We start from the raw sequence: 25885 nt of genomic DNA on the forward strand, positions 1-25885 counted from the left end.
CCATGGCCCACCAGTGGCGCGGCGTCCTCGCCGAGTACCGCGAGCACCTGCCCTTCGCCGGCGACGACACCCTCCTCACCCTCGGCGAGGGCGGCACCCCGCTCGTGGCCGCCCCCGCGCTGTCCGACCGGGTCGGCGCCGAGGTGCACGTCAAGGTCGAGGGGATGAACCCGACCGGCTCCTTCAAGGATCGCGGCATGGTCTCGGCGATGTCCCGGGCCGTCAGCGACGGCGCGACCGCGGTGGTGTGCGCCTCGACCGGGAACACCTCCGCTTCCGCCGCCGCCTATGCGACCGCCGCGGGGATCACCTGCGCGGTGCTCATCCCGCAGGGGAAGATCGCGGCGGGCAAGCTCGCCCAGGCCGTCGTGCACGGCGCGAAGCTCATCCAGGTCGACGGCAACTTCGACGACTGCCTCGAGATCGCCCGCAAGCTCGACGCCGAGCACCCCATCGAGCTGGTGAACTCGGTGAACCCCTACCGGCTCCAGGGGCAGAAGACCGCGGCCTTCGAGATCGCGGACGCGCTGGGCCGCGCCCCCGACGTGCACGTCCTGCCCGTCGGCAACGCCGGGAACATCTCCGCCTACTGGATGGGATATCGCGAGTACCGCGAGAAGGGGATCACCGATTCGCTGCCCGCGATGTGGGGCTTCCAGGCCGCCGGCGCCGCGCCCTTCGTCGCCGGGCACCCGATCACCGATCCCGAGACCGTCGCGACCGCGATCCGGATCGGCGCGCCCGCCTCGTGGCACCTGGCCGTCGAGGCGCGCGACGACTCCGGCGGGCTGATCGACGCGGTCACCGACCAGCAGATCCTGGACGCGCAGAAGCTGCTCGCGGCCGAGGTCGGGATCTTCGTCGAGCCCGCCTCCGCGGCGGGCGTGGCCGGACTGCTGCAGCAGGCCGAGCGGGGACAGGTCCCCGCCGGGGCCACGATCGCGATCACCGTGACCGGCAACGGGCTCAAGGACACCGACACGGCGCTCACCCAGCACGACCTCACCCCGACGGTGGTGCCGGTGGACATCGCAGCGGCCGCGGAAGCCATCGGCCTGTGAGGATCCAGCACACGCAGGTCTCCGTACAGGTCCCCGCGACCTCCGCGAACCTCGGCCCCGGCTTCGACACCATGGGCCTGGCCCTGGACCTCTGCGACGAGCTCACGGTCCAGGCCACCACGGGCGGGCTCGAGATCACCGTGGGCGGGGAGGGGGCGGGCTCCGTCCCCCACGGCGAGGAGCACCTGGTGGTGCGGGCCCTGCGTCGCGGCCTCGACCATGCCGGAGCACCCCAGAGCGGGCTGCGCCTGCACGCCGTGAACCGGATCCCGCACGGCCGGGGCCTCGGCTCGAGCGCCGCCGCGACCGTGGCGGGGCTGCTCCTGGCCCGCGGGATGCTCTCCGAGCCGGCGGCGCTGGACGACCAGGCGGTGCTGCAGCTCTCCACCGAGTTCGAGGGCCATCCGGACAACGCCGCCCCGGCCCTGCTGGGCGGTCCCGTGCTCTCCTGGATGCAGGGGAAGACTGCCCGGGCGGTGCCGCTGCGCCACGGCCCCGAGGTGCTGCGCCCGGTGGTGCTGCTGCCCTCCGCGACCCTGTCCACGCACCGAGCGCGCGGCCTGCTGCCCGCCGAGGTCCCTCACGCCGACGCGGTGTTCAACGCCTCCCGCTCCGCGCTGCTGGTGCATGCGCTGGCCGGTGACCCCGAGCTGCTGATGGAGGCCACGGAGGACCGCCTCCACCAGGAGCAGCGTGCTCCGGGGATGCCCGAGAGCCTCGAGCTCATGCGGGTGCTGCGGCAGGAGGGCCATCCCGCGGTGATCTCCGGCGCCGGGCCCTCGGTGCTGGTGCTGGCCGGCCGCCGCAGCGAGATCGCTCCGCTCGTGCGCCGCTTCGTGAGCGAACCCTCCAACTGGCGGATCGCCGAGGTCCCGCTGCGTGAGCAGCCGTCGGCGCCTGTGGTAGGTTGAGCCTGCGTCCAGGCGACATCGCACGACGCTGATCCCTGCATCACGATCCCGACGGGATCCTCTGCGCAGATCTCCGCGCCCCCGATGTGCTCGCCGAGCAGTGCCGCGCACGGTCCCCGCATCTCCCATGTGGGATGCCCCATGGTCCCGTACGCCGCCCTCGACGCACCCCGAAGCACACCGGCAGGTCGGTCGCAGTCGTCCCGCACCGCGAGCGAGCATCCTGCACGGACCCGCCGCCGCAGCGCCCGGGCATGGACCCCGGCCCTGAGCGGCATCCAGACCAGACATGAGCCGGCGAGGCCGGCTCGACAGGAAGGAACCCGGGTGAACGACACCACCTCCGGCGCAGATCTCGCGGCGAAGAAGCTCCCCGAGCTGCAGGCCATTGCCGCAGAGCTCGGCATCAAGGGGGCCCGGCGGCTGCGCAAGGGCGAGCTGATCGAGGCGATCCGCGGGGGAGGCGCTCCTGCGGCGCCGACCGCGCCCGCCGAGAAGACCCCCGCGGCGACGAGCGCGTCCACGACGACGGCCCTCGCCACCACCTCCGGCCCCGGGCCCGAGGCCCAGGAGGCCCCCGCCGCCGACGAGAGCGAGCGCCCCCGCACCCGCTCGCGCTCGCGCAGCACCCGTGAGGCCTCCGCGCCGGGCCCTGAGCACAGCGCCCCGGACCTCGGCATCGAGCTCCCCGAGCGCGGCGCCGCCCGCGAGCGCACGTCCTCCCGCGAGGGCGCGGGCCAGCAGGGCGACCGCGACCGCCGCGGCGAGCAGCGTGACGGGCAGCAGAACCGTGACCAGCAGCGCGGTGATGGGCAGAGCCGCGACCAGCAGCAGGGTCGTGACCAGCAGCGAGGCGACGAGCAGCCTCGCGAGCGGCAGGGACGGGAGCAGCAGGGCCGCGGTCGCCAGGGCGATCAGCAGGGCGGTGCGCCCCGTCGTCGGCTCGAGGACATCGAGCTGCCGGACCGCTCCGGCGAGCAGCAGGACGACCGCCAGAGCGGCGACGGCTACGACGACGACCGCCGCGGCCGCTCCCGCAGCCGCAACCGCTCGCGTGACCGCAAGCGCCGCGGCCGGGGCGGCAACGACCAGGGCGGCCAGGGGCAGGGCTCCCAGGGCGGTCAGGGCTCGCAGGATGACCATGAGGTGCGCGACGGCGACGAGCTGATGCAGATCGCCGGCATCCTCGACATCCGCGACAACAACGCCTACGTGCGCACCACCGGCTACCTGCCCGGCCCCAGCGACGTCTACGTGACGATGAACCAGGTGCGCAAGAACGGCCTGCGCAAGGGCGACGCCGTCACCGGCCAGGTCAAGGCCCCCCGCGACGGCGAGGAGCAGCGCGTCGAGCATCAGCAGCACCACGGCGGCGGCCGCAACCGCCGCGGCAAGGGCGGCGCCAACCACAGCAAGTACGCCGCGCTGGTGCAGGTCGACACCATCAACGGCATGCCCGCCGAGAGGGCGCGCCAGCGGGTCGACTTCTCCAAGCTCACCCCGCTGTACCCGGACGAGCGCCTGCGCCTGGAGACCACGCAGACCGCCCTCGCGCCGCGGATCATCGATCTCGTCTCGCCGATCGGCAAGGGCCAGCGCGGCCTCATCGTCGCGCCCCCGAAGGCGGGCAAGACGATCATCATGCAGCAGATCGCCAACGCGATCACCACCAACAACCCCGAGGTCCACCTCATGGTCGTGCTCGTCGACGAGCGTCCCGAGGAGGTCACCGACATGCAGCGCACGGTCAAGGGCGAGGTCATCGCCTCGACCTTCGACCGGCCCGCCTCGGACCACACCATCGTCGCCGAGCTCGCGATCGAGCGGGCCAAGCGCCTGGTGGAGATGGGCAAGGACGTCGTGGTGCTGCTGGACTCCCTCACCCGGCTCTCGCGCGCCTACAACCTCGCCGCCCCCGCCTCGGGCCGGATCCTCTCCGGCGGTGTGGACGCCTCGGCGCTGTACCCGCCTAAGCGGTTCTTCGGCGCCGCGCGCAACATCGAGCACGGCGGTTCGCTGACGATCCTCGCCTCCGCGCTGGTGGAGACCGGCTCGAAGATGGACGAGGTGATCTTCGAGGAGTTCAAGGGCACCGGCAACATGGAGCTGCGCCTGTCCCGCCACCTCGCGGACAAGCGGATCTTCCCGGCCGTGGACGTCAACGCCTCCGGCACCCGCCGCGAGGAGGTGCTCATGGGCAAGGACGAGCTGTCGATCATGTGGAAGCTGCGTCGGGTCCTCGGCGCGCTCGAGCAGCAGCAGGCGCTCGAGCTGCTCCTGGAGCGGACCAAGAAGACCCAGTCGAACACCGAGTTCCTCATGACGGTCCAGAAGAACACTCCCAGCGTCGGCTCCCGCAGCGGCGACTGAGCCCGCACTGCCGTCGCCGTCGGAGCGCTCAGCCCTTGATCGCCCCGGCGGCGATGTTCGCGATGAAGTGCCTCGACCCGATGATGAACACCCCGATGAGGGGGACGACGCTGATGAGAGCGCCCGCCATCACCATCCCGTAGTCGGTGAGATACAGGGAGTTGAGGTTCTGCAGCGCTGTCTGCAGGGTCTGCCGCTCGGGATTCACCAGGACGATCAGCGGCCAGACGTAGTCGTTCCAGGCCGCGATGAAGGTGAAGATCCCGAGGAACGCGAGGCCGCCGCGCAGCAGCGGCACGGCGATCCTCCAGTAGGTGGTGAAGAACCCTGCGCCGTCGATGCGCGCGGACTCCACCAGCTCATCGGGGATCGATCCCGCCGCCATCTGCCGCAGCAGGAAGATTCCGAAGGCGTTCGCGGCGCCGGGGACGATGAGCGCCTGCAGCGTGCCCACCCATCCGATCTGGGACATCAGGATGAAGCTGGGCACGAGCGAGAGGCTCCCGGGCACCAGCATCGTCGCGATCAGCAGGACGAACAGCACGTTCTTCCCGGGGAAGTCGAACTTCGCGAAGGCGAACGCCGCGAGGGAGTCGAAGAACATCACCAGCAGCGCACAGGCGCCGGAGACGATCACCGTGTTCGTGAGGGCCTGCAGCATGTCGACGCTCTGGACGACGTTCCGGACGTTCTCGACGAAGCTGTCTCCGAAGGTCAGCTTCGGCGGGTAGCCGAAGATCTCCGCCGTGGTCGAGGTGGACATGACGACCAGCCAGTAGAACGGGAAGATCGACAGGACCACGCCGATCAGCACGCACAGGTGGACGACGATCTTTGCGACCAGGGAACGGGCGCCGTAGTGCGGTGAGATCGCACGGCGAGTCGACTTCCGTCCGGAGGCCGTGGTGCGGGGCAGGGGCGGGGCGGCGGTCATCGGCGGGAGTCCTTCCGTGCGCGGGGACGCCGGGCGGGGCCGTCACCGCGCCCGGAGACCAGGCGCCAGTTGATGATGGCGAAGACCGCGGCGATGAGGAAGAGTGCCCAGGCGATGGCGGAGCCGTAGCCGAAGTCGAACTGGGTGAACGCCTGGTTGTACTGGTACAGCACGATCGTCATGCCGGCCTCGCCGGCGCCGCCGCCGTCGCCGAGCAGCACCTGCGGCTCGGTGAACAGGCTGAGACCGCCGATGGTGGAGGTGATGACGGTGAAGAGGATGATCGGCCGCATCAGCGGGATGGTGATGCGGAAGAACACCTGCAGGAGGCTCGCGCCGTCGACGCGTGCGGCGTCGTAGAGGTCGGTGGGGATGGACTGCAGCCCCGCGAGGTAGATGATCGCGTTGTAGCCGGTGAAGCGCCAGATGACCATGGCGGCGATCGTGATCTTGATGCCCCATGGACTCGACAGCCACGGCACCGCGTCCAGGCCCAGAGCGGTCATGGCGGAGTTCACGAGGCCGAAGGTGTCGGAGAAGACGGAGCCGAACACGATCGCCATCGCCACCATCGAGGTGACGTTCGGCAGGAAGAACGCGACGCGGTACAAGGGTGTGAAGCGGATGTTCTGGTGCAGCAGGAAGGCGATGGCCATCGCCAGGAACAGCATCGGCACCGTGGAGAGGATCCAGATGATGAAGGTGTTCCCCACCGCGTTCCAGAAGCGATCGTCGGTGACGAGGAACTGGTACTGGGCCAGCCCCACGAAGGAGATCTCGCCCATCCCGTCCCAGTCGGTGAAGGACAGCACGATCGAGAACAGGATGGGGAACAGTCCGAAGACGGCGAACAGGAGGTAGAACGGAGAGATCGCGATGTACAGGGGGAGGTTCTCGCGACGTCTCCGACGTCGGCGCGCTCGCGTGTCCCTCCGTCCTGGCGCGGGAGCGGGCGCGGGGGCGTCGGGTCGGGCGATGGCGGGCGGTGCGGCCGTCATACCTCGACACCTCGCTTCGTCAGCACCCGCTCGGCCTGGGACAGGGCATCCGCCCAAGCCTGATCGGGGTCCTTGCCGGTCGTCTCGACGTTGGCGATCTCGAAGGTGAAGGATCCCCCGATCATCGTCTCCCAGGCACTGATGAAGCTGGTCGGCACGGTCTCGGCCGCCGTGGAGAAGAAGTCCAGCGGATCCTGGTCGCCGAAGAAGGTCCCCGAGTAGCTCAGGTCGGTGAACGAGTCGGGGGTGGAGGGGAACAGCTGGACGTCCTCGTACGCGAGAGCCTGGTTGGACGGCGAGTTGATCCATGTCAGGAACGCCAGGGCGGCCTCGGGATCCTTGCAGGTGTGGGGGAGCGCGGCGAAGGAGCCGCCGTTGTTCCCGGCGCGGACCGGCTGTGAGGCGATCCGCCAGCTTCCCTCGGTGTCCGGAGCGGACTCGGCGAGGATCTGCGTCCACCAAGCCGCGCCGATGTTGCCCGCGGTGCGTCCGGAAGACCACGCCGCGTTCTGATCGGTGCCCCGATCGCGAGGGATCTTCGCGGTGAGCCCGGCCTCGATGGCGGTGATGGTGACGTCCCATGCCCTGCGCACGGCGGAGCCGTCCTCGAGGTAGAGGGCGTTGTCGTCGGTGTCGAAGTACCGTTCCGGGCTCGAGTTCAGATATCCCTCGAAGATGTTCTGGGCGTCGTTCACGAGGAAGGAGCCGGCGCTGTCCTTCAGCTCCGCGCCCAGGGCGATCCAGTCCTCCCAGGTGGTGATCGCCGCAGAGACGTCCTCGGGCGAGCTGGGCAGACCTGCGTCCTCGAAGACGTCCTGACGGTAGAAGAAGCCCGTGGGGCCGATGTCGAGCGGGAAGAAGCAGAACCGGCCCTTCGGTGTGATGCCGAGCTCCCACTTCCACTCGTAGAAGTCGCTCTTGACGGCGTCCGCGCCGAGTTCGTCCAGGTCGAGGAAGAGGTCCTCGTTGGTGAAATACAGGGCGTTGTTCGAGTTGATGTACGTGATGTCGGGGATGTATGCCTTCCCCGCGAGGCTCGTGCGGAGCTTCGTGTCGAAGTTCGTGCCGATCACGTCGGCCCTCACATGCTTGTCCGTCCCGGGGATGGCGCTGCTCGCCTGGTCGAGCAGCTCGGGGCTCGCCGACCGGTTCCAGTACCACATCACGAGTTCCGAGGGATCCTCGGAGATAGTCTCCGGGGATCCGCATCCGGCTGCCGCGAGCGGCATCAGGCCTGCGGCGCCGAGCATGAGAGCGCGGCGGGAGAGACAGGGTCCTCCAGATGGCGGCGGCGGAAGCGGACGGGATCTGACGGTGGACAGCGGGGACATGCGCACCCTCCTCATCGAGCGGCGAAAGAGGACGTGAACGTTCACGTGTGACGTGGATCATGGCAGGATGGGGGTGCGTCGTCAACAGGGCCGAGGCGGATCGGCGGTGCGGGACCGGCCGCTGCTCGTTGCACGCCGCCGTCGCGGATCCGCTTGTGGGCGGAGCCGGAACCGGATAGCGTGCTCCGTGTCGTGAACGTTCACGAACTCCGTCTCCGCCCCCGAAGGACCCCACCCCCATGAGCAATGCCGCCACCCCCTTCCGCTGGGCCGTCCTGGGCCCCGGCGCGATCGCCCGCCGCTTCGCCGCCCAGCTGCCCGACTCGGACCACGGTGTCCTGGTCGCCGTCGGCAGCAGCTCGGCCGAGCGGGCGCGCGCCTTCGCCGAGGAGTTCCCGCTGGCCGAGCCCGCGATCGTGGGCGACTACGAGCAGGTCCTCGCCAGCGACGAGGTCGACGCGGTGTACGTCTCCACCGTCCACACCGGTCACGCCCGTCTGGCCGCCGCGGCGCTCGAGGCCGGCAAGCACGTGCTGGTCGAGAAGCCGCTGACCCCGAACTCCGGCACCTCCATGGCCCTGCTCGATCTCGCCGCCCGCTCCGGGAAGGTGCTGCTGGAGGCGTACATGTACCGCTTCCACCCCCAGACCGCGACGGTCCTCGAGCTCGTCTCCGACGGCGCGATCGGCCAGCTCGTCCACGTCGACGCCTCCTTCTCCTTCGACACCGGATCGCGCAGCGGCCGCCTCTTCGACGCCGCCACCGCCGGCGGCGGCATCCTCGACGTCGGCTGCTACCCGCTGTCCTTCGCCCGCTTCGTCGCCGGTGCCGCCGCGGGCCGTCCGTTCGTCGAGCCCGCGACCCTCACCGGCCGCGGAGCCCTCGGGCCGACGGGCGTGGACGAGTGGGCCGCGGCCGAGCTGACCTTCCCCGGCGGCGCGACGGCGAGCCTGCGCACCGGAGTGCGCCTGGCCGATCCGCAGTCCGCCACGATCACCGGCTCCCGCGGCGTGATCCGGCTCGCCGATCCGTGGGGCCTGACCGAGCAGCAGGTCGTCGAGCTCGACGTGGTGGGCGAGGAGCCGCGCCGGATCGAGGTGCCCGCCGCCTCCGCCTACGCCCTCGAGGCCGACGCCCTGGCCCGCGCCGCCCGCGAGGGCGCCGAGGTTCCCGAGCTGACCGCCGAGAACTCCCTCGGGCAGGCCCGGGCGCTGGACGCCTGGCGCGAGGAGCTCTCGCTGCGCTTCCCCTTCGAGCAGGACACCGCGGACATCCCCACCCTCACCGGCCGGCCCCTGCAGGCCGCCAGCGTGCCCACCGGCGCCGGCGTGCCGATGGCCTACGGCACGGTCCCGGGCGTCGACAAGCAGCTCTCCCGCCTGGTCATGGGCTGCGACAACCAGATGAACCTCGCCCACGCCTCGGCGATGTTCGATGCCTTCTTCGAGATCGGCGGCACCACCTTCGACACCGCCTACATCTACGGAGGCGGGTACATCGAGCAGCTGGTGGGCCAGTGGGTGCGCAATCGCGGCGTGCGCGAGGACGTCGTGATGATCACCAAGGGGGCCCACACCCCGCACTGCGACCCCGAGTCGCTCACCCGTCAGCTCGAGGAGTCCCTCGATCGGCAGGGCACCGACTATGCGGACCTGTACATGATGCATCGCGACAACCCCGACGTCCCCGTCGGCGAGTTCGTCGACGTCATGGACGAGCACCTGCGCGCCGGCCGGATCCGCGCCTACGGCGGGTCGAACTGGACGCCCGAGCGCGTCGACGAGGCCAACGCCTATGCGCAGGCCAACGGCCGCACCGGCTTCACGATCCTGTCGAACCACTTCGGGCTCGCCGAGGCGCTGGACGTGCCGTGGGCCGGCTGCGTGCACGCCACCGACCCCGACTCCAAGGCATGGCTCACCGAACGCGGCATCGCGCTGCTGCCCTGGTCCTCGCAGGCCCGCGGGTTCTTCACCGGCCGCGCCCATCCCGAGGACCGCTCGGACGCGGAGCTCGTGCGCTGCTACTACAGCGACGAGAACTTCGAGCGCCTCGCCCGCGCCCAGGAGCTCGGCGCCGAGCGCGGCGTGCCCGCCACCGCGATCGCCCTCGCCTTCGTGCTGCACCAGCAGTTCCCGACCTTCGCCCTGTTCGGGCCGCGCAGCATCGGCGAGATGCGCTCCTCCACCCTCGGCCTCGGGGTCGAGCTCAGCCCGCAGGAGATGGCCTGGCTGGATCTCAAGGCGCCGACGCGATGACCTCCGCGCGCCGGGCGACGATCATCGACGTCGCCGCGAGGGCGGGGGTCTCCCGGCAGACCGTCTCGCGGGCGATGAACGATCTGCCCGGCATCAGCGCCGCCACCCGCGACCGCGTGCTCGAGGCGGCGAAGGAGCTGAACTACCGTCCCTCCCGCTTCGGGCGCGGTCTGGTCGAGCAGGGCCCGACGACGCTCGGCCTGGTCGTCGGGAGCCTCTCGAACAGCTACTACGCGGAGCTCGGCGCGGCCGTGGTGCGCGCCTGCGCCCCGTACGGCTGGAACGTCGTCCTGGCCGAGGCCGACGACGCCCCGCAGCCCGAGCGGGTCGCCGCGGACCTCTCGCGCCGTGTCGACGCGCTGGTCGGCTACGGCGTGGCGACCGCGGGGATCCGCGGCGGCGGCATGCCGATCGTGCAGGTCGACGGCACCCCGGACCAGATCGCCGACGCGGGCGTGCTCGAGCTCCCTCGCGCCCGTGCGATGGAGGACCTCGCCGCGCACCTGCGGGAGCGGGGGGCGCGCCGCCCCGTCGTGCTCGACCTCGGCACCGGGGAGACCGGCGAGCGCTCGCGCGCGCTGGCCGGCGCCCTGTCCGGCCTCGTCGAGGGCGGGGAGGTGCCGGTGCGGACGGTGCCTGCGCGCGAGGGGCACGAGGAGGCGCTGCCGGAGCTCCTCGCGGGCGGCACCGACGTGCTCGTCGCCTTCAACGACGAGCTCGCGGTGCGGATGCTGCGGGCGCTGCGCCGCCGGGGCGTCGCCGTGCCCGAGCAGGTGCGCGTGACGGGGGTGGACGGGCTCGAGCTCTCGACCCTGGTCACCCCGGAGCTGACCACCCTCGCCCTCGACATCGACCGCGTCGCCCGGGAGACCGTGACCCTCGTTGCCGGGATGCTCGAGGGGACGGTGCCGCTCAACGGTGAGGAGGCGCACCGGCAGGTCGACTACCGACTCGTCGTGCGCGACTCCACCTGAGCGCGACCGGCCGCGTGCCGGGCTCGGCGGCGGTTCCGGCAACGGCGCAGGCCCTGCGATGTTGCGCACGCCGCATCCGCGGCCCTCGCCCCGCAGGGCTCCGCCGTGGCAGACTGTGACGTCGGTTCTGGTTCACGGCGCCCGTCGGGCGCCGACCCAGCGACCCCGAGCAAGGAGAGACATGAAGGCTGACATCCACCCCGCATACGTCGAGACCCAGGTGACCTGCACCTGCGGCAACTCGTTCACCACCCGCAGCACCAAGACCGACGGCGTCATCAGCACCGAGGTCTGCTCCGCGTGCCACCCCTTCTACACCGGCAAGCAGAAGATCCTGGACACCGGCGGCCGCGTCGCCCGCTTCCAGGCCCGCTACGGCAAGAAGAACTCCTGACCCTTCTGCGAGCGGCGGACGGTCCGGTCGCCTGCGCGGCCTGACCCACGCACAGCACGTCTCCGACGCCGGTGCGCGCCCCAGGGCGCGCACCGGCGTCGTCGTCCGCAGGGCCCCGGAGGGGCGGAGGAGCACCGATGAGCGAGCACGAGAGCGGCGATCGTCTGGCGCCGCTGCGCCAGGAGCATGCGCGGCTGCAGGAGTCGATGGCGGATCCCGACCTGCACGACGACCCCGGCCGGGCACGTCGCGTGGGACGACGCTACGCGGAGCTCGAGGGCATCCTCGAGGCCGCCGATCGCCGGGACCGCACCGCCGCCGACCTCGCCACCGCCGCCGAGCTCGCCGAGCTGGGGGAGGAGGACGAGGAGCTCGCCGCCGAGACCGCGCAGCTCCGGGAGCGCCTCGAGGCCGAGCGTGCCCACCTCGAGGAGCTCCTGGCCCCCCGCGATCCGGACGACGCCCGCGACGTGATCCTCGAGATCAAGGCCGGCGCCGGCGGCGAGGAGTCCGCGCTCTTCGCCGCGGAGATGCTGCGGATGTACCGGGCCTTCGCAGAGGCGAAGGGCTGGCGCACCGAGGTGCTGACCTCCTCGCCCACCGAGCTCGGCGGCCTCAAGGACGTCACCGTCGCGATCGCCTCCCGCGGCGCCGGCGCCCCCGGGGACGGGGTCTACGCCCACCTCAAGCACGAGGCCGGGGTGCATCGCGTCCAGCGTGTCCCCGTCACCGAGTCCCAGGGGCGCATCCACACCTCCGCCGTCGGCGTGCTCGTCCTGCCCGAGGCGGACGAGGCCGACGAGTCCGAGCTGCTGTCCGAGGCGATGGCCCCCGCGAACCTGCGCATCGACGTCTTCCGCTCCTCCGGCCCCGGCGGGCAGAGCGTGAACACCACCGACTCGGCGGTGCGCATCACCCACGTCCCCACCGGCATCGTCGTCTCCTGCCAGGACCAGAAGAGCCAGCTGCAGAACCGCGAGCAGGCGCTGCGGATCCTGCGCACCCGGCTGCTGGACGCGCGCCGGGCGGAGCAGGAGGCGGTCTCCTCCGCCGCGCGCCGCTCCCAGGTGCGCACCGTCGACCGCAGCGAGCGGATCCGCACCTACAACTTCCCCGAGTCGCGGGTGGCCGACCACCGCACCGGGTACAAGGCGAGCAATCTCCCGCAGGTCCTCGCCGGCGATCTCGGCGATCTCATCGACTCCTCCCGCCGCGCCGAGCGTGAGGCGCGCCTGGCCGAGGCCGCCCGGGAGGCCGCCGACGCGGACACGGAGGAGCGTCCATGAGCTCCCTGGTCCCGCAGCCTGCCGCGGAGTCCCAGGACCTGCGAGCCCGCCTGCGCACCGCCCTCGCCGCCACCACGGAGCGTCTCGGCAGCGCCGGCGTGCCCTCGCCGAGCGTCGACGCCCGCGCCCTGATCGCCCATGCCGCCCGCACCGACCGTCCGCTCGTGCTCCTGGACGCGCTGCCCGAGGACTTCGAGGCCCGGCTCGAGGAGACGACGGTGCGGCGCGAGGCGCGCGAGCCGCTGCAGCTGATCCTCGGCCGCGCGCCCTTCCGCCGGCTCGAGCTGCGCGTCCGGGCCGGGGTGTTCATCCCGCGCCCCGAGACCGAGCTCGCCCTGGACCTGCTGCGCGAGCGCACCGACGGTCCGCTCGCACAGGTCGTGGACCTCTGCACCGGCAGCGGCGCGCTCGGCGCCGCCGTGCTCGACGAGCTGCCCGCCGCCCGGGTCCTCGCCGTCGAGGTCGACGAGGCCGCCGCCGAGCTCGCGGCGCAGAACCTCGAGCTCGGCGGTCCCGGCCGTGGCCGCGTGCTGCGGGCTGACCTCCTCGGCGAGGTCCCCGAGCTCGCCGCGGCCGCCCCTGTGGACGCCGTGCTCTCCAACCCGCCCTACATCCCCGCCGGTGCCGTGCCGCAGGACCCCGAGGTGCGCGAGCACGACCCCCAGCGCGCGCTCTTCGGCGGGGGAGAGGACGGCCTCGAGGTGCCGCGCGCGGTCGTGGCCTGGGCCGCCCGCCTGCTGCGGCCCGGAGGGATGCTCGTGATGGAGCACGCGGACGTGCAGGGCGCGGCGGCGCGCGGGCTCGCCGAGGCCCACGGCGGCTTCGCGGAGATCGCGACCGCCGCCGACCTCACCGGACGCGACCGCTTCCTCCTCGCGCGACGCCGCGACGACGCCCCTGAGGGTCGGCATGGGAGACTGTCACGGTGAGCGTGCACGACACCCAGAACCCAGAATCCCGCGAGGACGCCCTCGCCGCCGCCGTCGACGCCGTGCGGGGCGGTGGTCTCATCGTCCTGCCCACCGACACCGTCTACGGCATCGGCGCCGACGCCTTCACTCCCCAGGCCGTCCAGGACCTGCTCGAGGCGAAGGGCCGCGGCCGCGACACCCCGCCCCCGGTCCTGATCGGCGACCACGCCGTGCTGATGGCGCTCGCGACGGACCTGCCGGACTACGTCGAGGACCTGACCGAGGCGCTCTGGCCCGGGGCGCTGACCATCATCCTCACCGCCCAGCCCTCGCTCACGTGGGACCTGGGGGAGACCCGCGGCACCGTCGCGCTGCGCATGCCCGAGGACGAGACCGCCCTCGAGCTGCTGCGCCGCACCGGCCCGCTGGCCGTCTCCAGCGCCAACCGCCACGGCAAGCCCGCCGCGCGCACGGTCCTCGAGGCCGCGACCCAGCTGGGCGACGCGGTCGAGATCTACCTCGACGGGGGCGATGCGCAGATCGGGGAGAGCTCCACGATCCTGGATGCGACCGTGACCCCCGCCGAGATCGTCCGCGCGGGCGGGATCACGAAGCAGCAGATCATCGACGTGGTCGGGGACATCTTCACCGCCCCCGAGCCCGAGGAGGGCCCTGCGGACGCGGACGCCGAGCAGGGCGAGGACGGCGACGGCACCGCGACGGGCGACGCCGACGCGCCGACGGGCGACGCGCAGGAGGCCGAGGGGACGAGCGCCGACGGTCCCGTACCGGCTACCGAGGATGCCCGGGCCGAGCCCGCCGCTCCCGAGGCCCCCGTGCTGGACCTCCCCTCCGAGCCCGAGCTCGCCACCCCTGCACAGGCTTCCGCCGAGACCCCGCCGGCCGCCCCCGCCGCCGAGCCCGACCCCGCGCCCGGGGCACGCCCCGAGGACCGCCCCGACGACGGGACCGCCGCCGCGGAGAACACGCCCGGGTGAGGATCTATCTGTTCCTGCTGCTGCTCGCGGCGGCGGTGACCTTCCTGGTCACGCCCGCGGTGCGGCTGCTCGCCCGACGCGCCGGGGCGATGACGGCAGTGCGGGACCGCGACGTCCACGACGCCGTCACCCCGCGCCTGGGGGGACTGGCGATGCTCGGCGGCGTGGTCGCGGCCATGCTCATCGCCAGCAACGTGCCCTTCCTCGAGGGGCTCTTCCACGACTCGCGCCAGCCCTGGGCGATCCTCGCCGCCGGTGCGCTGGTGTGCCTGCTGGGCGCCGCCGACGACCGCTGGGACCTGGACTGGGTCACCAAGCTCGCCGGCCAGGTGCTCGCCGCCCTCCTCCTCGCCTGGCAGGGCGTGAGCCTCGTGACCCTCCCGATCAACGGGATGACGGTGCTCTCCGGCCGCTCGGCGCTGATCCTCACGGTGCTCGTGGTGGTGGTGAGCATGAACGCGGTGAACTTCGTCGACGGCCTCGACGGGCTCGCCGCCGGGGTCATGGCGATCGGCGGCTCCGCCTTCTTCGTCTACGCCTACACCCTCACCCGCGGCACCTCCGCCTCGGACTACTCCTCCCTCGCCGCGCTGCTGACCGCCGTGATGATCGGCGCGTGTCTGGGCTTCCTGCCCCACAACCTCACCCGGGCCCGCATCTTCATGGGCGACTCCGGCTCGATGCTGCTGGGCCTGCTGCTGGCCGCGAGCACCATCGCGGTCACCGGGCAGGTCGACCCCGCGCGCCTCTCCGGCGCGGACTTCTTCGGTCAGTTCCTGCCCATCCTCCTGCCCATCGGCGTGATGGTCGTCCCGTTCCTCGACTTCGGGCTCGCCGTGCTGCGCCGCATCGGCTCGGGCAAGTCGCCCTTCCACGCCGACAAGGCCCACCTCCATCACCGCCTGCTCAGCCTCGGCCACTCCAAGCGCACCGCCGTGCTGATCATGTACACCTGGACGATCGTGATCTCCGTGGGGCTGCTGCTGCCGCTGGTGGCCTCCCTCCGCACCGTCCTGCTGTTCTGGGTGATCGGGATGCTCTTCGCCGTCCTGCTCACCTTCGACCCCCTCAGATGGCGGCCCGGCCGCCACCGGAAGGACCACGATGCCCGCTCAGCCTGAGACCCCCTCCGACCCCGGCGCCCGCCCTCCCGTCTCCGCCCGCCGCGCCGCGAGCGACCGCTCGATGCAGCGCGCGACGCTGATCGCGGCCGGCGTCGGCCTCGTCGCGGACCTCGTGCTGCTCGCGATCGCCGTGACGCGGCCCGAGAGCGCGGCCCTGTACGGCGCGCTCGTCGGGACCGGCCTCACGCTCGTGATCGTGCTGCCCACCGTCGCGATCGCCTTCGCCGGGCCGCGCCTGACCCCGGTGAGCATGGCCGCGACGGTGCTGGGCTCCTGGGCGGTGAAGATGTTCGTTGTGATCCTGGTCCTACTCCTGGTCAGGGACATGGCGGCGCTGTCGACCACGTGGATCGGGCTCGCACTGCTGGTCGGTGCGGTCTCGGCGATGGTCGTCGAGGCCACGGTGCTGATGCGCACCCGCCAGCCGCTCGACGTCGCCCCTCCGAGCGAGCCCCGCGACCATGGCTGACGCCCCTGTGCGAAGGGGATCCTCTGTTATGCTTCCCGAGGTGTTCGAGCCCTGATCACGGTGCATAACCGCGATCGGGCCGACCACTGATCGACCACCCGGACGCCACGGCGTCGTCCATCGCTGCACGCAATGGTGGCCGCACCCGGGTCGGCACGGATCGAGATTCACAACGTGGCCGGGCACCCCGCTGTCGGCCCCAGACCCCGGGAGATCGAGCTGAACACCGCAGACCTCAGCCCCACGCTGCACGCCGAGGGCGATTCGCTCTTCCACATCCCGACGCTGGACGAGTTCTTCCCGGAGGCTCTCCTCTTCGCGGGCACCCCCTTCGAGTTCAACCGCGTCCAGCTGGTGCGCCTGATCATGATCGCCGTCGTGCTGATCGTGCTGTGCATCATCGCCTCCCGCGCGAAGCTCGTGCCGGGCCGTGCGCAGAGCATCGTCGAGCTGATCATCGAGTTCGTGCACAACGGCATCATCAAGAACACGCTGGGCCTCAAGGACGGCATGCGCTTCGCGCCCTTCCTGATCACCCTGTTCGTGTTCCTGCTGACGATGAACATCGCCGGCGTCATCCCGGGCCTGAACCTCGCCGGCACCTCCGTGATCGGCCTGCCGCTGCTCGCCGCGCTGTGGACCTTCGTCGTCTACGTCGTCGCCGGAGTGAAGAAGCGCGGGTTCGCGGGCTACCTCAAGCACGAGACCGCCCCGCCCGGCCTGCCCAAGCCCATCTACCTCCTGCTGGTGCCGATCGAGTTCCTCCAGGTGGTCCTGATCCGCTGGGCCTCGCTCACGATCCGACTCCTCGCGAACATGGTCGCCGGCCACATCATGATGGTCGTCTTCATCGGCCTGACCCACGGCCTGCTGTTCTCCGCCTCGTGGCTCACCGTGATCTCGCCCTTCGCCGGCGCGCTGGCGATCGGGATCTACGGCTTCGAGATCTTCGTCGCCGGCCTCCAGGCCTTCATCTTCACGATCCTCGCCGCGGTGTACATCCAGATGGCCACCGCCGACGAGCACTGACCTGCCCCCGACCCCTCGACCCCCGACTGACCTGTCCGCCGCCCGCCCGGGCGGCACAACGAAAGGAAACCCCCTGTGGACCCGATGATCCTCTCTGAGCTCAACGGCAACGTCGCGTCGATCGGCTACGGCCTCGCTGCCATCGGCCCCGGCATCGGCATCGGCATCATCGTCGGCAAGACCGCCGAGGCCACCGCCCGCCAGCCCGAGCTGCGCGGCGCCCTGCAGTCCACCATGTTCATCGGTATCGCCTTCACCGAGATCCTGACGCTGCTGGCCATCGTCACCGGCCTGCTCTTCGGCTGAGGTTCACCCCATGATTCTCGCCGAAGGAGAGCAGACGGTGCCCAGCTGGCGCCTTCTGGTCCCGATGCCCCAGGAGATCGTCTGGTCGCTCATCTTCCTGGTGATCTTCGCGCTGGTCTTCATGAAGTTCATCCTGCCGCGGCTCACCGCGGTGCTGGACGAGCGCACCGAGAAGATCGAGGGCGGCCTCCGCAAGGCGGAGCAGGTCCAGGAACAGGTCGACCAGCTCAAGAACGATCAGGAGCAGGAGCTCGCGGCGGCGCGCCAGGAGGCGGCGTCCATCCGCGAGAAGGCCCGCGCCGACGGTCAGAAGATCGTCGACGAGGCCCGTGCCCGCGCCGAGGCCGAGAGCGAGCGCGTGCTCGCCGCCGGCCGTCAGCAGCTGTCCGCCGAGCGGATCGCCGCCTCGACCGAGCTGCGCAGCGAGGTCGGAACCCTCGCCAGCGACCTGGCCTCGAAGATCGTCGGGGAGTCCCTCTCCGACGACGAGCGCTCCCGCCGTGTGATCGACCGGTTCCTGGACGACCTCGAGTCGAGCCAGACCACCACCCGATAAGGACCCGTGATGCGAGGAACCTCCTCCACCTCCTTCGCCGAGGTGCTCCGACGGGCCGAGGCCGCCTTCGCGGCCGACGGCGCCGCCCCGGAGACCGCGGCCGAGGAGCTGTTCTCGGTGGCCGACGCCATCGATTCCAGCAACCAGCTCGTGCGCACGCTCTCCGACGCCGGCCGCCCCGCGGCCGTCAAGGAGGCCGCCGTGCGCTCGCTGTTCGACGGCCGGGTCGGCCCGCGCACCCTCGAGCTGACCCTCGATGTCGTGCAGCGGCGCTGGTCCGAGCAGGAGGACATCCTCGATGCCCTCGAGCTGCTCGGCGTCTCGACCCTCCTCGACCTCGCGCTGCGCGAGGGAGTGCTGGAGCAGGTCGAGGGGGAGCTCTTCGAGGTCTCCCGCCTCATCGACGGCAGCGGTGAGCTCACCGCCGCCCTCGACGGTGCGCGGGACGAGCCCGGACGGCGCGCCGCGCTGCTGCGCACGCTGCTGGACGGCCGTGCGCACCCGCTCGCGATCGCCATCGCGGCTCGCGCCGTCGGCCGGCGCAGCGAGCTCAAGCCCGCCCGTCGGGTCGAGGACTTCGCGCGGTTCGCGGCGGACCGGCGCCGCCGCGCCTTCGCCGAGGTCTCCAGCGCCATCCCGCTCAGCGAGCCGCAGCAGGCCCGCCTCAGCGCGGTCCTGGCCGGCATCTACGGCCGCGAGGTGCAGCTGAACCTCAACGTCGACCCGGACGTCGTCGGCGGGCTCCGGATCCAGGTCGGCGACGACCTCTTCGACGCCACGGTGCTGGCCAGGCTCTCGCGGGCCCGGTCCACGCTGGTGGCGTGACCCAGCCCTCGACGCCCCGGCGTCCCCAGCACTGACCAGACCATCCCCGTCACGGGGAGACCGAGAGGAAGCGAAGCACCAGATGGCGGAGCTCACGATCAGCCCGGAGGAGATCCGGAACGCCCTGGACACCGCAGTGTCCACCTACCAGGCAGGCGCCACCGAGCGCGAGGAGATCGGCCGCGTCAGCGAGGCCGCGGACGGCATCGCCCGCGTCGAGGGCCTGCCGAACGTCATGGCCAACGAGCTCGTCCGCTTCGAGGACGGCACCATCGGCCTCGCCCTGAACCTCGAGCTGCGCGAGGTCGGCGTCGTCGTCCTCGGCGAGTTCACCGGGATCGAGGAGGGCCAGGAGGTCCGCCGCACCGGCCAGGTGCTCTCCGTCCCCGTCGGCGACGGCTACCTCGGCCGCGTCGTGGACCCGGTCGGCGCCCCGATCGACGGCCTCGGCGAGATCGAGACCGTCGGTCGCCGCGCCCTCGAGCTGCAGGCCCCCACGGTCATGCAGCGCAAGGCCGTCAAGGAGCCGATGCAGACCGGCCTCAAGGCCATCGACGCGATGACCCCGATCGGCCGCGGCCAGCGCCAGCTGATCATCGGCGACCGCCAGACCGGCAAGACCGCCATCGGCATCGACACGATCCTGAACCAGAAGGCCAACTGGGAGTCCGGCGACCCCGAGAAGCAGGTCCGCTGCATCTACGTCGCCGTCGGCCAGAAGGGCTCGACCATCGCCTCCGTGCGCGCCACCCTCGAGGAGGCCGGTGCCATGGAGTACACGACGATCGTCGCCGCCCCCGCCTCGGACCCCGCGGGCTTCAAGTACATCGCCCCCTACACCGGCTCGGCCATCGGCCAGCACTGGATGTACGAGGGCAAGCACGTCCTGATCATCTTCGACGACCTCTCGAAGCAGGCCGAGGCCTACCGCGCCGTGTCGCTGCTGCTGCGCCGCCCGCCGGGCCGCGAGGCCTACCCGGGCGACGTCTTCTACCTGCACTCCCGCCTGCTCGAGCGCTGCGCGAAGCTGAGCGACGAGATGGGCGGCGGCTCGATGACCGGCCTGCCGATCATCGAGACGAAGGCCAACGACGTCTCGGCGTACATCCCGACCAACGTCATCTCGATCACCGACGGCCAGTGCTTCCTGCAGTCGGACCTGTTCAACGCGAACCAGCGCCCGGCGGTCGACGTCGGCATCTCGGTCTCCCGCGTGGGCGGCTCCGCGCAGACCAAGGCGATGAAGGCCGTATCCGGCACGCTGAAGCTCTCGCTCGCGCAGTTCCGCGACCTCGAGGCCTTCGCGATGTTCGCCTCGGACCTCGACGCCGCCTCGAAGCAGCAGCTGCACCGCGGCGCCCGCCTGATGGAGCTGCTCAAGCAGTCCCAGTACTCGCCCTTCCCGATGGAGGAGCAGGTCGTCTCGATCTGGGCCGGCACCAACGGCAAGTTCGACGACATCGAGGTCGAGGACGTCCGCGACTTCGAGAACCACCTGCTGGAGCACCTGCGCCACAACGGCGGCGTGCTCGAGGCGATCCGCACCTCCGGCAAGTTCGAGTCCGCCACCGAGGAGGAGCTCGCGCGCACCCTCGACCAGGTCAAGCAGGACTTCCTCGCCGGGAAGGCCGACGGCCAGGCGCGCAGCGACGAGAGCGGACGCATGGACGCCGGCGAGATCGAGCAGGAGCAGATCGTCCGAGGCTGACGGGGCAGCCGCCGCCCCGCACGGGGCGGCGGCGCCCGCCGGCCACGCACCGATCTCGCACGAGGAGAGCAATGGGAGCCCAGCAGAGGGTATACAAGCAGAGGATCCGCTCCGCCCAGGGGATGAAGAAGATCTTCAAGGCCAAGGAGATGGTCGCGGCCTCGCGCATCGCCAAGGCGCACGCCAGGGTGGAGGCGACCACGCCGTACGCCGAGGCGCTCACCCGCGCGATCGGATCGGTGGCGACGCACTCCCAGGAGATCTCGCACCCGTTCCTGGACAGCGAGCGCCGGGAGACCGGCCGCGTCGGCATCCTGATGATCACCGCGGACCGCGGCATGACCGGCCCGTACTCGCACAACGTGATCCGGGCCGCCGAGCAGCTCGCGAACACGCTGCGCGATGCGGGCAAGGAGCCCGTGATGTACGTCGTCGGCCGCAAGGGCGAGTCGTACTACCGCTTCCGCAACCGGCCCCCGCACCGTGCGTGGACGCCGTACAAGGAGAACGAGCTGCCTGCGCTCGGGCGCGAGATCGCGTCCGTGCTCACCGAGGACCTCCTGTCCGAGGACCCGGCGGTGCATCTCGACGAGCTGTACGTCGTCGGCACGAAGTTCGAGAGCCGCTTCATCCAGCACACGAAGTCCATCCGCATGGTGCCGATGGGCCTGGTCGAGGCCGAGGCCGCGGCAGAGCGCCCCGCGTTCCCGCTGTACGAGTTCGTGCCGGACGCGGACGCGGTCATCGAGGAGCTCCTGCCCCGCTACATCCAGTCGCGGATCATCAACATCCTGCTCCAGGCGATGGCCTCCGAGCACGCTTCCACGCAGCGTGCGATGAAGACGGCGACCGACAACGCCCAGACGCAGATCGACAAGTTCACCCGGCTGGCGAACTCCGCCCGCCAGGCGGAGATCACCCAGGAGATCACGGAGATCGTCGGCGGCGCCGACGCCCTCTCGGGATCCGGCCGCACCGAACGCTGAGACATCCGCCGAGCTATCTGGCCGACCCCGCCCCGCGTCGGCACGACATGGAGAGAACACATGACCACCACCACTGACAGCCAGGCCCCCGTCGCCGCGGCGCCCAGCGCCAGCGGGCGCGTCGCGCGCGTCACCGGCGCCGTCGTCGACATCGAGTTCCCCCCGGGGAACATCCCCGACCTGTACAACGCGCTGACGATCGAGATCGAGGCGAGCGGCTCGGGCCTGGAGGCCTCGACCCTCGTGCTCGAGACCGCCCAGCACCTCGGCGACGGCATGGTGCGCGGCATCGCGCTGAAGCCCACCGACGGCGTGGTCCGCGGCCAGGCCGTGACCGATACCGGCGCACCGATCTCCGTGCCCGTCGGCGACGTCACCCTCGGCACCGTGTTCGACGTGGTCGGCACCCCGCTGAACAAGCCGGCCGAGCAGCTGCAGATCACCGAGCGCTGGCCCATCCACCGCAAGGCGCCGAACTTCGACCAGCTCGAGTCCGCCACGCAGATGTTCGAGACGGGCATCAAGTCGATCGACCTGCTCACCCCGTACGTCAAGGGCGGCAAGATCGGCCTGTTCGGCGGCGCGGGCGTCGGCAAGACGGTGCTCATCCAGGAGATGATCTACCGCGTCGCGAACAACCACGACGGCGTGTCCGTCTTCGCGGGCGTCGGCGAGCGCACCCGTGAGGGCTGGGACCTCATCGAGGAGATGACCGAGTCCGGCGTCATCGAGAAGACCGCCCTGGTCTTCGGCCAGATGGACGAGCCGCCGGGCACCCGTCTGCGCGTCGCGCTCTCCGCCCTCACCATGGCGGAGTACTTCCGCGACGAGCAGGCGCAGGACGTGCTGCTGTTCATCGACAACATCTTCCGCTTCACCCAGGCGGGCTCCGAGGTCTCCACGCTGCTGGGCCGCATGCCCTCCGCGGTGGGCTACCAGCCGAACCTGGCCGACGAGATGGGCGTGCTGCAGGAGCGCATCACCTCGACCCGCGGCCACTCGATCACCTCGATGCAGGCGATCTACGTCCCGGCCGACGACTACACCGACCCGGCTCCGGCGACGACCTTCGCCCACCTCGACGCCACCACCGAGCTCTCGCGAGAGATCGCCTCGCGCGGCCTCTACCCGGCGATCGATCCGCTGGCCTCGACCTCGCGGATCCTCGACCCGCGCTACGTGGGACAGGACCACTACGACACCGCGGTGCGCGTGAAGCAGATCCTGCAGCGCAACAAGGAGCTGCAGGACATCATCGCGATGCTGGGCGTGGACGAGCTGTCCGAGGAGGACAAGGTCATCGTCTCGCGCGCACGCCGCATCCAGCAGTTCCTCTCGCAGAACACCCACCTCGCCAAGCAGTTCACCGGCGTGGACGGCTCGGACGTCCCGATGAAGGACACCATCGAGGGCTTCAAGGGCATCTGCGACGGCGAGTTCGACCACATCACCGAGTCGGCCTTCTTCAACGTGGGCGGCATCGACATGGTGCTCGAGAACCAGCACCGCATCGACAAGGAGCTCGGGGCGTGAGTGCGCTCGAGGTCACCTTCGTCACCGCGGACCGGACCGTCTGGACCGGGAAGGCCTCGCAGGTCGTCGTCCCCGCGATCGACGGCTCGATGGGCATCCTGCCGCAGATGCAGCCGACCCTCGCGATCCTGGGCGACGGGATCGTGAAGATCACCGACGAGGACGGCCATGCCGACGAGCGGTCCGTCAGCGGCGGCTTCGTCTCGGTCGACTCCGACGTGGTCACGATCGGCGTGGACGACGCCGAGGCCGTCGCCCCGCGCTCCGAGCGGTTCTGAGCCGCGGACTGCCCTGAGATGACCGACCTGAGCATCCCGATCCTCCTCGTGGGGGTCGGGATGCTCGTCGTCGTGGCGGCGCTGGTGCTGCGCCAGCTGCTGGTCCAGCGCAGCCGCGGCGCCTTCGAGTGCTCGCTGCAGCGGCGCGGGATCGTGGGCGGGGAGCGCTGGCAGCGCGGGATGATGCGCTTCGGCACGGACCGTCTGCGCTGGTTCCGGGCGTTCTCCCTGCGGCTGGGACCCGCGGTGGTGCTCCGGCGCGGGGAGATCCTGGAGGTGAGCCGTCGCCGGCTCCCGGCCCGTCTCGAGGGAGGACAGGAGAGCTATCTGCTGGAGTTCACGCTGCGCGACGGGCGTGAGATCCACGCGATCGTGGACCTCGTGCCCGGCGCGGCGCTGAACTCCTGGCTCGAGGCGGCCCCGACGGGCGGTGTGCGCGGCGATGCCGACTGAGCCCTCGCGGGGCGGGGGCAGCGGTGCTCAGACCTGCTGGCCGCCCCGCAGCACGGTGACGGGGCGCAGCTCCGCGTCCACCAGCAGCACGTCGGCGCGGCGCCCCGCGGCGAGGGCGCCGATCTCGTCCTCCAGGCCGAGCACGCGCGCCGGGACCGTCGAGGCCGCCCGCACCGCGGCGACGAGCTCCACGCCCGCCTCGCGCACGGCATGGCGCAGCACGTCCACCAGGTGCGCGGTCCCGCCCGCGATCGCCCCGCCCTCGGTGAGGGTCGCGACCTGGTTCTGGACGGTGACGTCGAGCGCGCCGAGCCGGTAGCGGCCGTCGGCCATCCCGGCGGCGGCCATCGCATCGGTGACCAGGACGACGCAGTCCTCGGCCGCGAGGGAGAAGACGTGCGCGACCGTGCGGGGGTCGAGGTGCACGCCGTCGGCGATCGCCTCCACCACCATCTCGCCGCGGGAGGCGGCGTCGAGGGCGGCCAGCGCCGGCCCCGGATCGCGGTGGTGGATCGGCCGCATGCCGTTGAACAGGTGGGTCGCGGTGGGCAGCGGCGATCGGCCCCGGGTCCGGCGCAGCGCATCCCGCGAACGCTCCACGGCGTGGGTCATCTCCGCGCTGCTCCCGTCGGAGTGGCCGAGGGAGGGGACGGCGCCGGCCACGGCGAGGGCATCGATGACCTCGTCGGCGCGGTCCGTCTCGGGGGCGACGGTCATGGTCGCGAGCGCGCCGCCGGCGATCTCGGCGAGCTCGCGCACGAGATCGGGGTCCCCGCCGGTGAGATGTGCGGGGTTCTGCGCGCCGCGCCTCGCCTCGGAGAGGAAGGGGCCCTCGAGATGGATCGCGGCGATCTCCCCGTCCCGGTGGAGCCGGGCGAGCTGGGCGACCCGGTCCCGGAGCGTCGCGGCGTCGGCCGTGACCAGGGAGGCGACGAGCGAGGTCGTGCCGTGCCGACGGTGCTCGAGGATCGCGGTGAGCATCTCCTCCGCCCCGGGGGAGTCGGGGAAGGAGGCGCCGCCGCCGCCGTGGCAGTGCAGGTCCACGAGGCCGGGCAGGATCAGCCCCTCGTGCTCGAGGGTGCGGGCGGCCTCATGGGCGGGGGCGTGCTCGGCGGGGCCGGCCCAGCGGATCCGCTCGCCGTGCACCAGCACGAGCGCGCCCGGGACCACCCCCTGCTCGAGCACGGCGGTGCCGCGCAGGGCGAGGTCGACTCTCAGCGGTGACTCGGCGGTGGACATGCTCTCTCCGGTCTCGGGGGCGGAACGGGCTCAGAACAGGCGCGACTCGGCGTCGTCGATGCCGCGCAGGGCGTCGTAGTCGAGGGTCACGCAGTCGATGCCGCGGTCCCCGGCCAGCACCTTGGCCTGCGGCTTGATGGCCTGGGCGGCGAAGATGCCGCGCACGGGGGCGAGCAGCGGGTCGCGGTTGAGCAGCTCGAGATAGCGCGTCAGCTGCTCGACGCCGTCGATCTCGCCGCGGCGCTTGATCTCGATCGCGACCGTCCCGCCGCTCTCGTCGCGCGCGAGGATGTCGACGGGACCGATCGCGGTGAAGTACTCGCGGCGCACGAGCGACCAGCCGTCGCCGAGGGTCTCGATGTTCTCCGCCAATAGCGCCTGCAGATGCGCCTCGACGCCGTCCTTCTGCAGGCCGGGATCGACGCCCAGCTCGTGCGAGGAGTCCTCGAGCACCTCGTGCAGCCGCACCCTCAGGCGGTCGCCGGACTTGTCGTGGACCACGTCCCACTGCTCGATCCAGTCGCCCTCGGGATCCTGCTCCGCCTCCGCGTCGTCACGGCGCGAGGTGGTCAGGGTGCACGGCGGGCTCATCCAGTTCAGGGGCTTGTAGCTGCCGCCGTCGGAGTGGACCAGCACGCTGCCGTCGGCCTTGACGATCAGGAGCCGGGGGGCGAGCGGCAGGTGGGCGGTGAGTCGACCGGTGTAGTCGACGGAGCAGCGGGCAACGACGAGACGCACCCGGACAGCGTACGACACGCGGGACCGCGCCCGGGACTGCCCGAGGGGTGCCCCGGGCGCCCGGGACGGGCCGCATGAGGGCGGGACGAGAGGCGCGTGAGAGCCGCCTCATCTCTCGTGCCCATGCTCACGCGGGCCTGGTCCGCGCCGCGGTCGGCTCGTATCGTGGAGCGGTCCCGTGCCCGGGGCCCTGACGGCCCCCATCGAAGGAGCAA

General features: G+C 71.6%; 25 protein-coding genes. 20 read left to right on the forward strand and 5 right to left on the reverse strand.

Features of this window, described 5'->3' with window-relative positions; translation table 11 throughout:
* The first annotated feature begins 2 nt into the window (after positions 1 to 2).
* From thrC to rho, 3 genes are all read left to right on the forward strand, one after another.
* Positions 3 to 1061, forward strand: coding sequence for a threonine synthase (gene thrC / locus D1648_RS09915; protein WP_122941268.1), 1059 nt, complete (start codon positions 3 to 5; stop codon positions 1059 to 1061).
* A complete protein-coding gene (gene thrB, locus D1648_RS09920) occupies positions 1058 to 1972 on the forward strand; it encodes a homoserine kinase (RefSeq protein ID WP_122941270.1) in 915 nt (304 codons plus the stop codon). The genes thrC and thrB overlap by 4 nt, the downstream gene beginning before the upstream one ends.
* A gap of 327 nt (positions 1973 to 2299) precedes the next feature.
* Positions 2300 to 4342 (forward strand): transcription termination factor Rho, encoded by a 2043-nt coding sequence (gene rho, locus D1648_RS09925; RefSeq protein WP_122941273.1) that lies wholly within the window; start codon positions 2300 to 2302, stop codon positions 4340 to 4342.
* Between the two features lie 28 nt (positions 4343 to 4370).
* Here the strand turns inward: rho and D1648_RS09930 are convergent, their stop codons facing one another.
* From D1648_RS09930 to D1648_RS09940, 3 genes are read right to left on the reverse strand one after another with little or no spacing between them, the layout of a single operon-like run.
* Complete coding sequence (locus tag D1648_RS09930) at positions 4371 to 5276, reverse strand: carbohydrate ABC transporter permease (RefSeq protein WP_122941275.1); 906 nt, start codon at positions 5274 to 5276, stop codon at positions 4371 to 4373.
* On the reverse strand, positions 5273 to 6274 hold the full coding sequence (locus tag D1648_RS09935) for a carbohydrate ABC transporter permease (RefSeq protein ID WP_122941277.1): 1002 nt from the start codon (positions 6272 to 6274) through the stop codon (positions 5273 to 5275). The genes D1648_RS09930 and D1648_RS09935 overlap by 4 nt, the downstream gene beginning before the upstream one ends.
* Entirely contained in the window at positions 6271 to 7437 is a 1167-nt protein-coding gene (locus D1648_RS09940; protein ID WP_241155459.1) for an ABC transporter substrate-binding protein, read from the reverse strand. The genes D1648_RS09935 and D1648_RS09940 overlap by 4 nt, the downstream gene beginning before the upstream one ends.
* Positions 7438 to 7844: 407 nt before the next feature.
* On the opposite strand from D1648_RS09940, the gene D1648_RS09945 reads away from it, so the two are divergent.
* From D1648_RS09945 to D1648_RS10025, 17 genes are all read left to right on the forward strand, one after another.
* Positions 7845 to 9863: an aldo/keto reductase gene (locus D1648_RS09945; protein ID WP_122941281.1), complete on the forward strand. Its 2019-nt coding sequence runs from the start codon at positions 7845 to 7847 to the stop codon at positions 9861 to 9863.
* On the forward strand, positions 9860 to 10837 hold the full coding sequence (locus D1648_RS09950) for a LacI family DNA-binding transcriptional regulator (protein WP_122941283.1): 978 nt from the start codon (positions 9860 to 9862) through the stop codon (positions 10835 to 10837). The genes D1648_RS09945 and D1648_RS09950 overlap by 4 nt, the downstream gene beginning before the upstream one ends.
* A 181-nt stretch (positions 10838 to 11018) precedes the next feature.
* Positions 11019 to 11231: a 50S ribosomal protein L31 gene (gene rpmE, locus D1648_RS09955; RefSeq protein WP_122941285.1), complete on the forward strand. Its 213-nt coding sequence runs from the start codon at positions 11019 to 11021 to the stop codon at positions 11229 to 11231.
* Positions 11232 to 11368: 137 nt separating this feature from the next.
* The gene (gene prfA / locus D1648_RS09960) at positions 11369 to 12517 is read left to right on the forward strand and encodes a peptide chain release factor 1 (RefSeq protein WP_122941287.1); all 1149 of its coding nucleotides are present in this window, start codon (positions 11369 to 11371) and stop codon (positions 12515 to 12517) included.
* A complete protein-coding gene (gene prmC / locus D1648_RS09965) occupies positions 12514 to 13446 on the forward strand; it encodes a peptide chain release factor N(5)-glutamine methyltransferase (RefSeq protein WP_122941289.1) in 933 nt (310 codons plus the stop codon). The genes prfA and prmC overlap by 4 nt, the downstream gene beginning before the upstream one ends.
* Positions 13443 to 14426, forward strand: coding sequence for an L-threonylcarbamoyladenylate synthase (locus tag D1648_RS09970; protein ID WP_122941292.1), 984 nt, complete (start codon positions 13443 to 13445; stop codon positions 14424 to 14426). Before prmC ends, D1648_RS09970 begins: the two co-directional genes overlap by 4 nt.
* The gene (locus D1648_RS09975) at positions 14423 to 15547 is read left to right on the forward strand and encodes a glycosyltransferase family 4 protein (RefSeq protein WP_122941295.1); all 1125 of its coding nucleotides are present in this window, start codon (positions 14423 to 14425) and stop codon (positions 15545 to 15547) included. Before D1648_RS09970 ends, D1648_RS09975 begins: the two co-directional genes overlap by 4 nt.
* Entirely contained in the window at positions 15531 to 16019 is a 489-nt protein-coding gene (locus tag D1648_RS09980; protein WP_122941297.1) for a hypothetical protein, read from the forward strand. Before D1648_RS09975 ends, D1648_RS09980 begins: the two co-directional genes overlap by 17 nt.
* Before the next feature lie 174 nt (positions 16020 to 16193).
* Positions 16194 to 17048: a F0F1 ATP synthase subunit A gene (atpB, locus tag D1648_RS09985; protein ID WP_241155437.1), complete on the forward strand. Its 855-nt coding sequence runs from the start codon at positions 16194 to 16196 to the stop codon at positions 17046 to 17048.
* 75 nt (positions 17049 to 17123) lie between these two features.
* On the forward strand, positions 17124 to 17354 hold the full coding sequence (gene atpE / locus D1648_RS09990; RefSeq protein ID WP_122941302.1) for an ATP synthase F0 subunit C: 231 nt from the start codon (positions 17124 to 17126) through the stop codon (positions 17352 to 17354).
* Positions 17355 to 17364: 10 nt separating this feature from the next.
* A complete protein-coding gene (locus D1648_RS09995) occupies positions 17365 to 17910 on the forward strand; it encodes a F0F1 ATP synthase subunit B (protein ID WP_122941304.1) in 546 nt (181 codons plus the stop codon).
* Between the two features lie 9 nt (positions 17911 to 17919).
* Positions 17920 to 18735 (forward strand): F0F1 ATP synthase subunit delta, encoded by an 816-nt coding sequence (locus D1648_RS10000; protein WP_122941306.1) that lies wholly within the window; start codon positions 17920 to 17922, stop codon positions 18733 to 18735.
* A gap of 82 nt (positions 18736 to 18817) precedes the next feature.
* On the forward strand, positions 18818 to 20443 hold the full coding sequence (gene atpA / locus D1648_RS10005) for a F0F1 ATP synthase subunit alpha (RefSeq protein WP_122941308.1): 1626 nt from the start codon (positions 18818 to 18820) through the stop codon (positions 20441 to 20443).
* A gap of 71 nt (positions 20444 to 20514) precedes the next feature.
* Complete coding sequence (locus tag D1648_RS10010; RefSeq protein ID WP_122941310.1) at positions 20515 to 21429, forward strand: F0F1 ATP synthase subunit gamma; 915 nt, start codon at positions 20515 to 20517, stop codon at positions 21427 to 21429.
* Between the two features lie 60 nt (positions 21430 to 21489).
* Complete coding sequence (atpD, locus tag D1648_RS10015; RefSeq protein ID WP_122941312.1) at positions 21490 to 22962, forward strand: F0F1 ATP synthase subunit beta; 1473 nt, start codon at positions 21490 to 21492, stop codon at positions 22960 to 22962.
* The gene (locus D1648_RS10020; protein ID WP_122941314.1) at positions 22959 to 23240 is read left to right on the forward strand and encodes a F0F1 ATP synthase subunit epsilon; all 282 of its coding nucleotides are present in this window, start codon (positions 22959 to 22961) and stop codon (positions 23238 to 23240) included. Before atpD ends, D1648_RS10020 begins: the two co-directional genes overlap by 4 nt.
* Before the next feature lie 18 nt (positions 23241 to 23258).
* Positions 23259 to 23693, forward strand: coding sequence for a DUF2550 family protein (locus tag D1648_RS10025; protein ID WP_122941316.1), 435 nt, complete (start codon positions 23259 to 23261; stop codon positions 23691 to 23693).
* 27 nt (positions 23694 to 23720) lie between these two features.
* On the opposite strand, the gene D1648_RS10030 is transcribed toward D1648_RS10025, so the two are convergent.
* Positions 23721 to 24932, reverse strand: coding sequence for an N-acetylglucosamine-6-phosphate deacetylase (locus D1648_RS10030; protein ID WP_122941319.1), 1212 nt, complete (start codon positions 24930 to 24932; stop codon positions 23721 to 23723).
* A 30-nt stretch (positions 24933 to 24962) separates the two neighbouring features.
* Positions 24963 to 25670, reverse strand: coding sequence for an endonuclease NucS (gene nucS, locus D1648_RS10035; RefSeq protein WP_122941845.1), 708 nt, complete (start codon positions 25668 to 25670; stop codon positions 24963 to 24965).
* Between the last annotated feature and the right edge of the window lie 215 nt (positions 25671 to 25885).

It is taken from the genome of Brachybacterium sp. EE-P12 (assembly GCF_003711805.1).
Lineage (GTDB): Bacteria > Actinomycetota > Actinomycetes > Actinomycetales > Dermabacteraceae > Brachybacterium.

Excerpts from the sequence above, each read along its gene's own strand:
- thrC (WP_122941268.1), top strand. The coding sequence starts at position 3 with ATGGCCCACCAGTGGCGCGGCGTCCTCGCCGAGTACCGCGAGCACCTG.
- D1648_RS09930 (WP_122941275.1), bottom strand. The coding sequence starts at position 5,276 with ATGACCGCCGCCCCGCCCCTGCCCCGCACCACGGCCTCCGGACGGAAG.
- D1648_RS09935 (WP_122941277.1), bottom strand. The coding sequence starts at position 6,274 with ATGACGGCCGCACCGCCCGCCATCGCCCGACCCGACGCCCCCGCGCCC.
- D1648_RS09940 (WP_241155459.1), bottom strand. The coding sequence starts at position 7,437 with ATGTGGTACTGGAACCGGTCGGCGAGCCCCGAGCTGCTCGACCAGGCG.
- D1648_RS09945 (WP_122941281.1), top strand. The coding sequence starts at position 7,845 with ATGAGCAATGCCGCCACCCCCTTCCGCTGGGCCGTCCTGGGCCCCGGC.
- D1648_RS09950 (WP_122941283.1), top strand. The coding sequence starts at position 9,860 with ATGACCTCCGCGCGCCGGGCGACGATCATCGACGTCGCCGCGAGGGCG.
- rpmE (WP_122941285.1), top strand. The coding sequence starts at position 11,019 with ATGAAGGCTGACATCCACCCCGCATACGTCGAGACCCAGGTGACCTGC.
- prfA (WP_122941287.1), top strand. The coding sequence starts at position 11,369 with ATGAGCGAGCACGAGAGCGGCGATCGTCTGGCGCCGCTGCGCCAGGAG.
- prmC (WP_122941289.1), top strand. The coding sequence starts at position 12,514 with ATGAGCTCCCTGGTCCCGCAGCCTGCCGCGGAGTCCCAGGACCTGCGA.
- D1648_RS09980 (WP_122941297.1), top strand. The coding sequence starts at position 15,531 with ATGCCCGCTCAGCCTGAGACCCCCTCCGACCCCGGCGCCCGCCCTCCC.
- D1648_RS09995 (WP_122941304.1), top strand. The coding sequence starts at position 17,365 with ATGATTCTCGCCGAAGGAGAGCAGACGGTGCCCAGCTGGCGCCTTCTG.
- D1648_RS10000 (WP_122941306.1), top strand. The coding sequence starts at position 17,920 with ATGCGAGGAACCTCCTCCACCTCCTTCGCCGAGGTGCTCCGACGGGCC.
- atpA (WP_122941308.1), top strand. The coding sequence starts at position 18,818 with ATGGCGGAGCTCACGATCAGCCCGGAGGAGATCCGGAACGCCCTGGAC.
- D1648_RS10010 (WP_122941310.1), top strand. The coding sequence starts at position 20,515 with ATGGGAGCCCAGCAGAGGGTATACAAGCAGAGGATCCGCTCCGCCCAG.
- atpD (WP_122941312.1), top strand. The coding sequence starts at position 21,490 with ATGACCACCACCACTGACAGCCAGGCCCCCGTCGCCGCGGCGCCCAGC.
- D1648_RS10025 (WP_122941316.1), top strand. The coding sequence starts at position 23,259 with ATGACCGACCTGAGCATCCCGATCCTCCTCGTGGGGGTCGGGATGCTC.
- D1648_RS10030 (WP_122941319.1), bottom strand. The coding sequence starts at position 24,932 with ATGTCCACCGCCGAGTCACCGCTGAGAGTCGACCTCGCCCTGCGCGGC.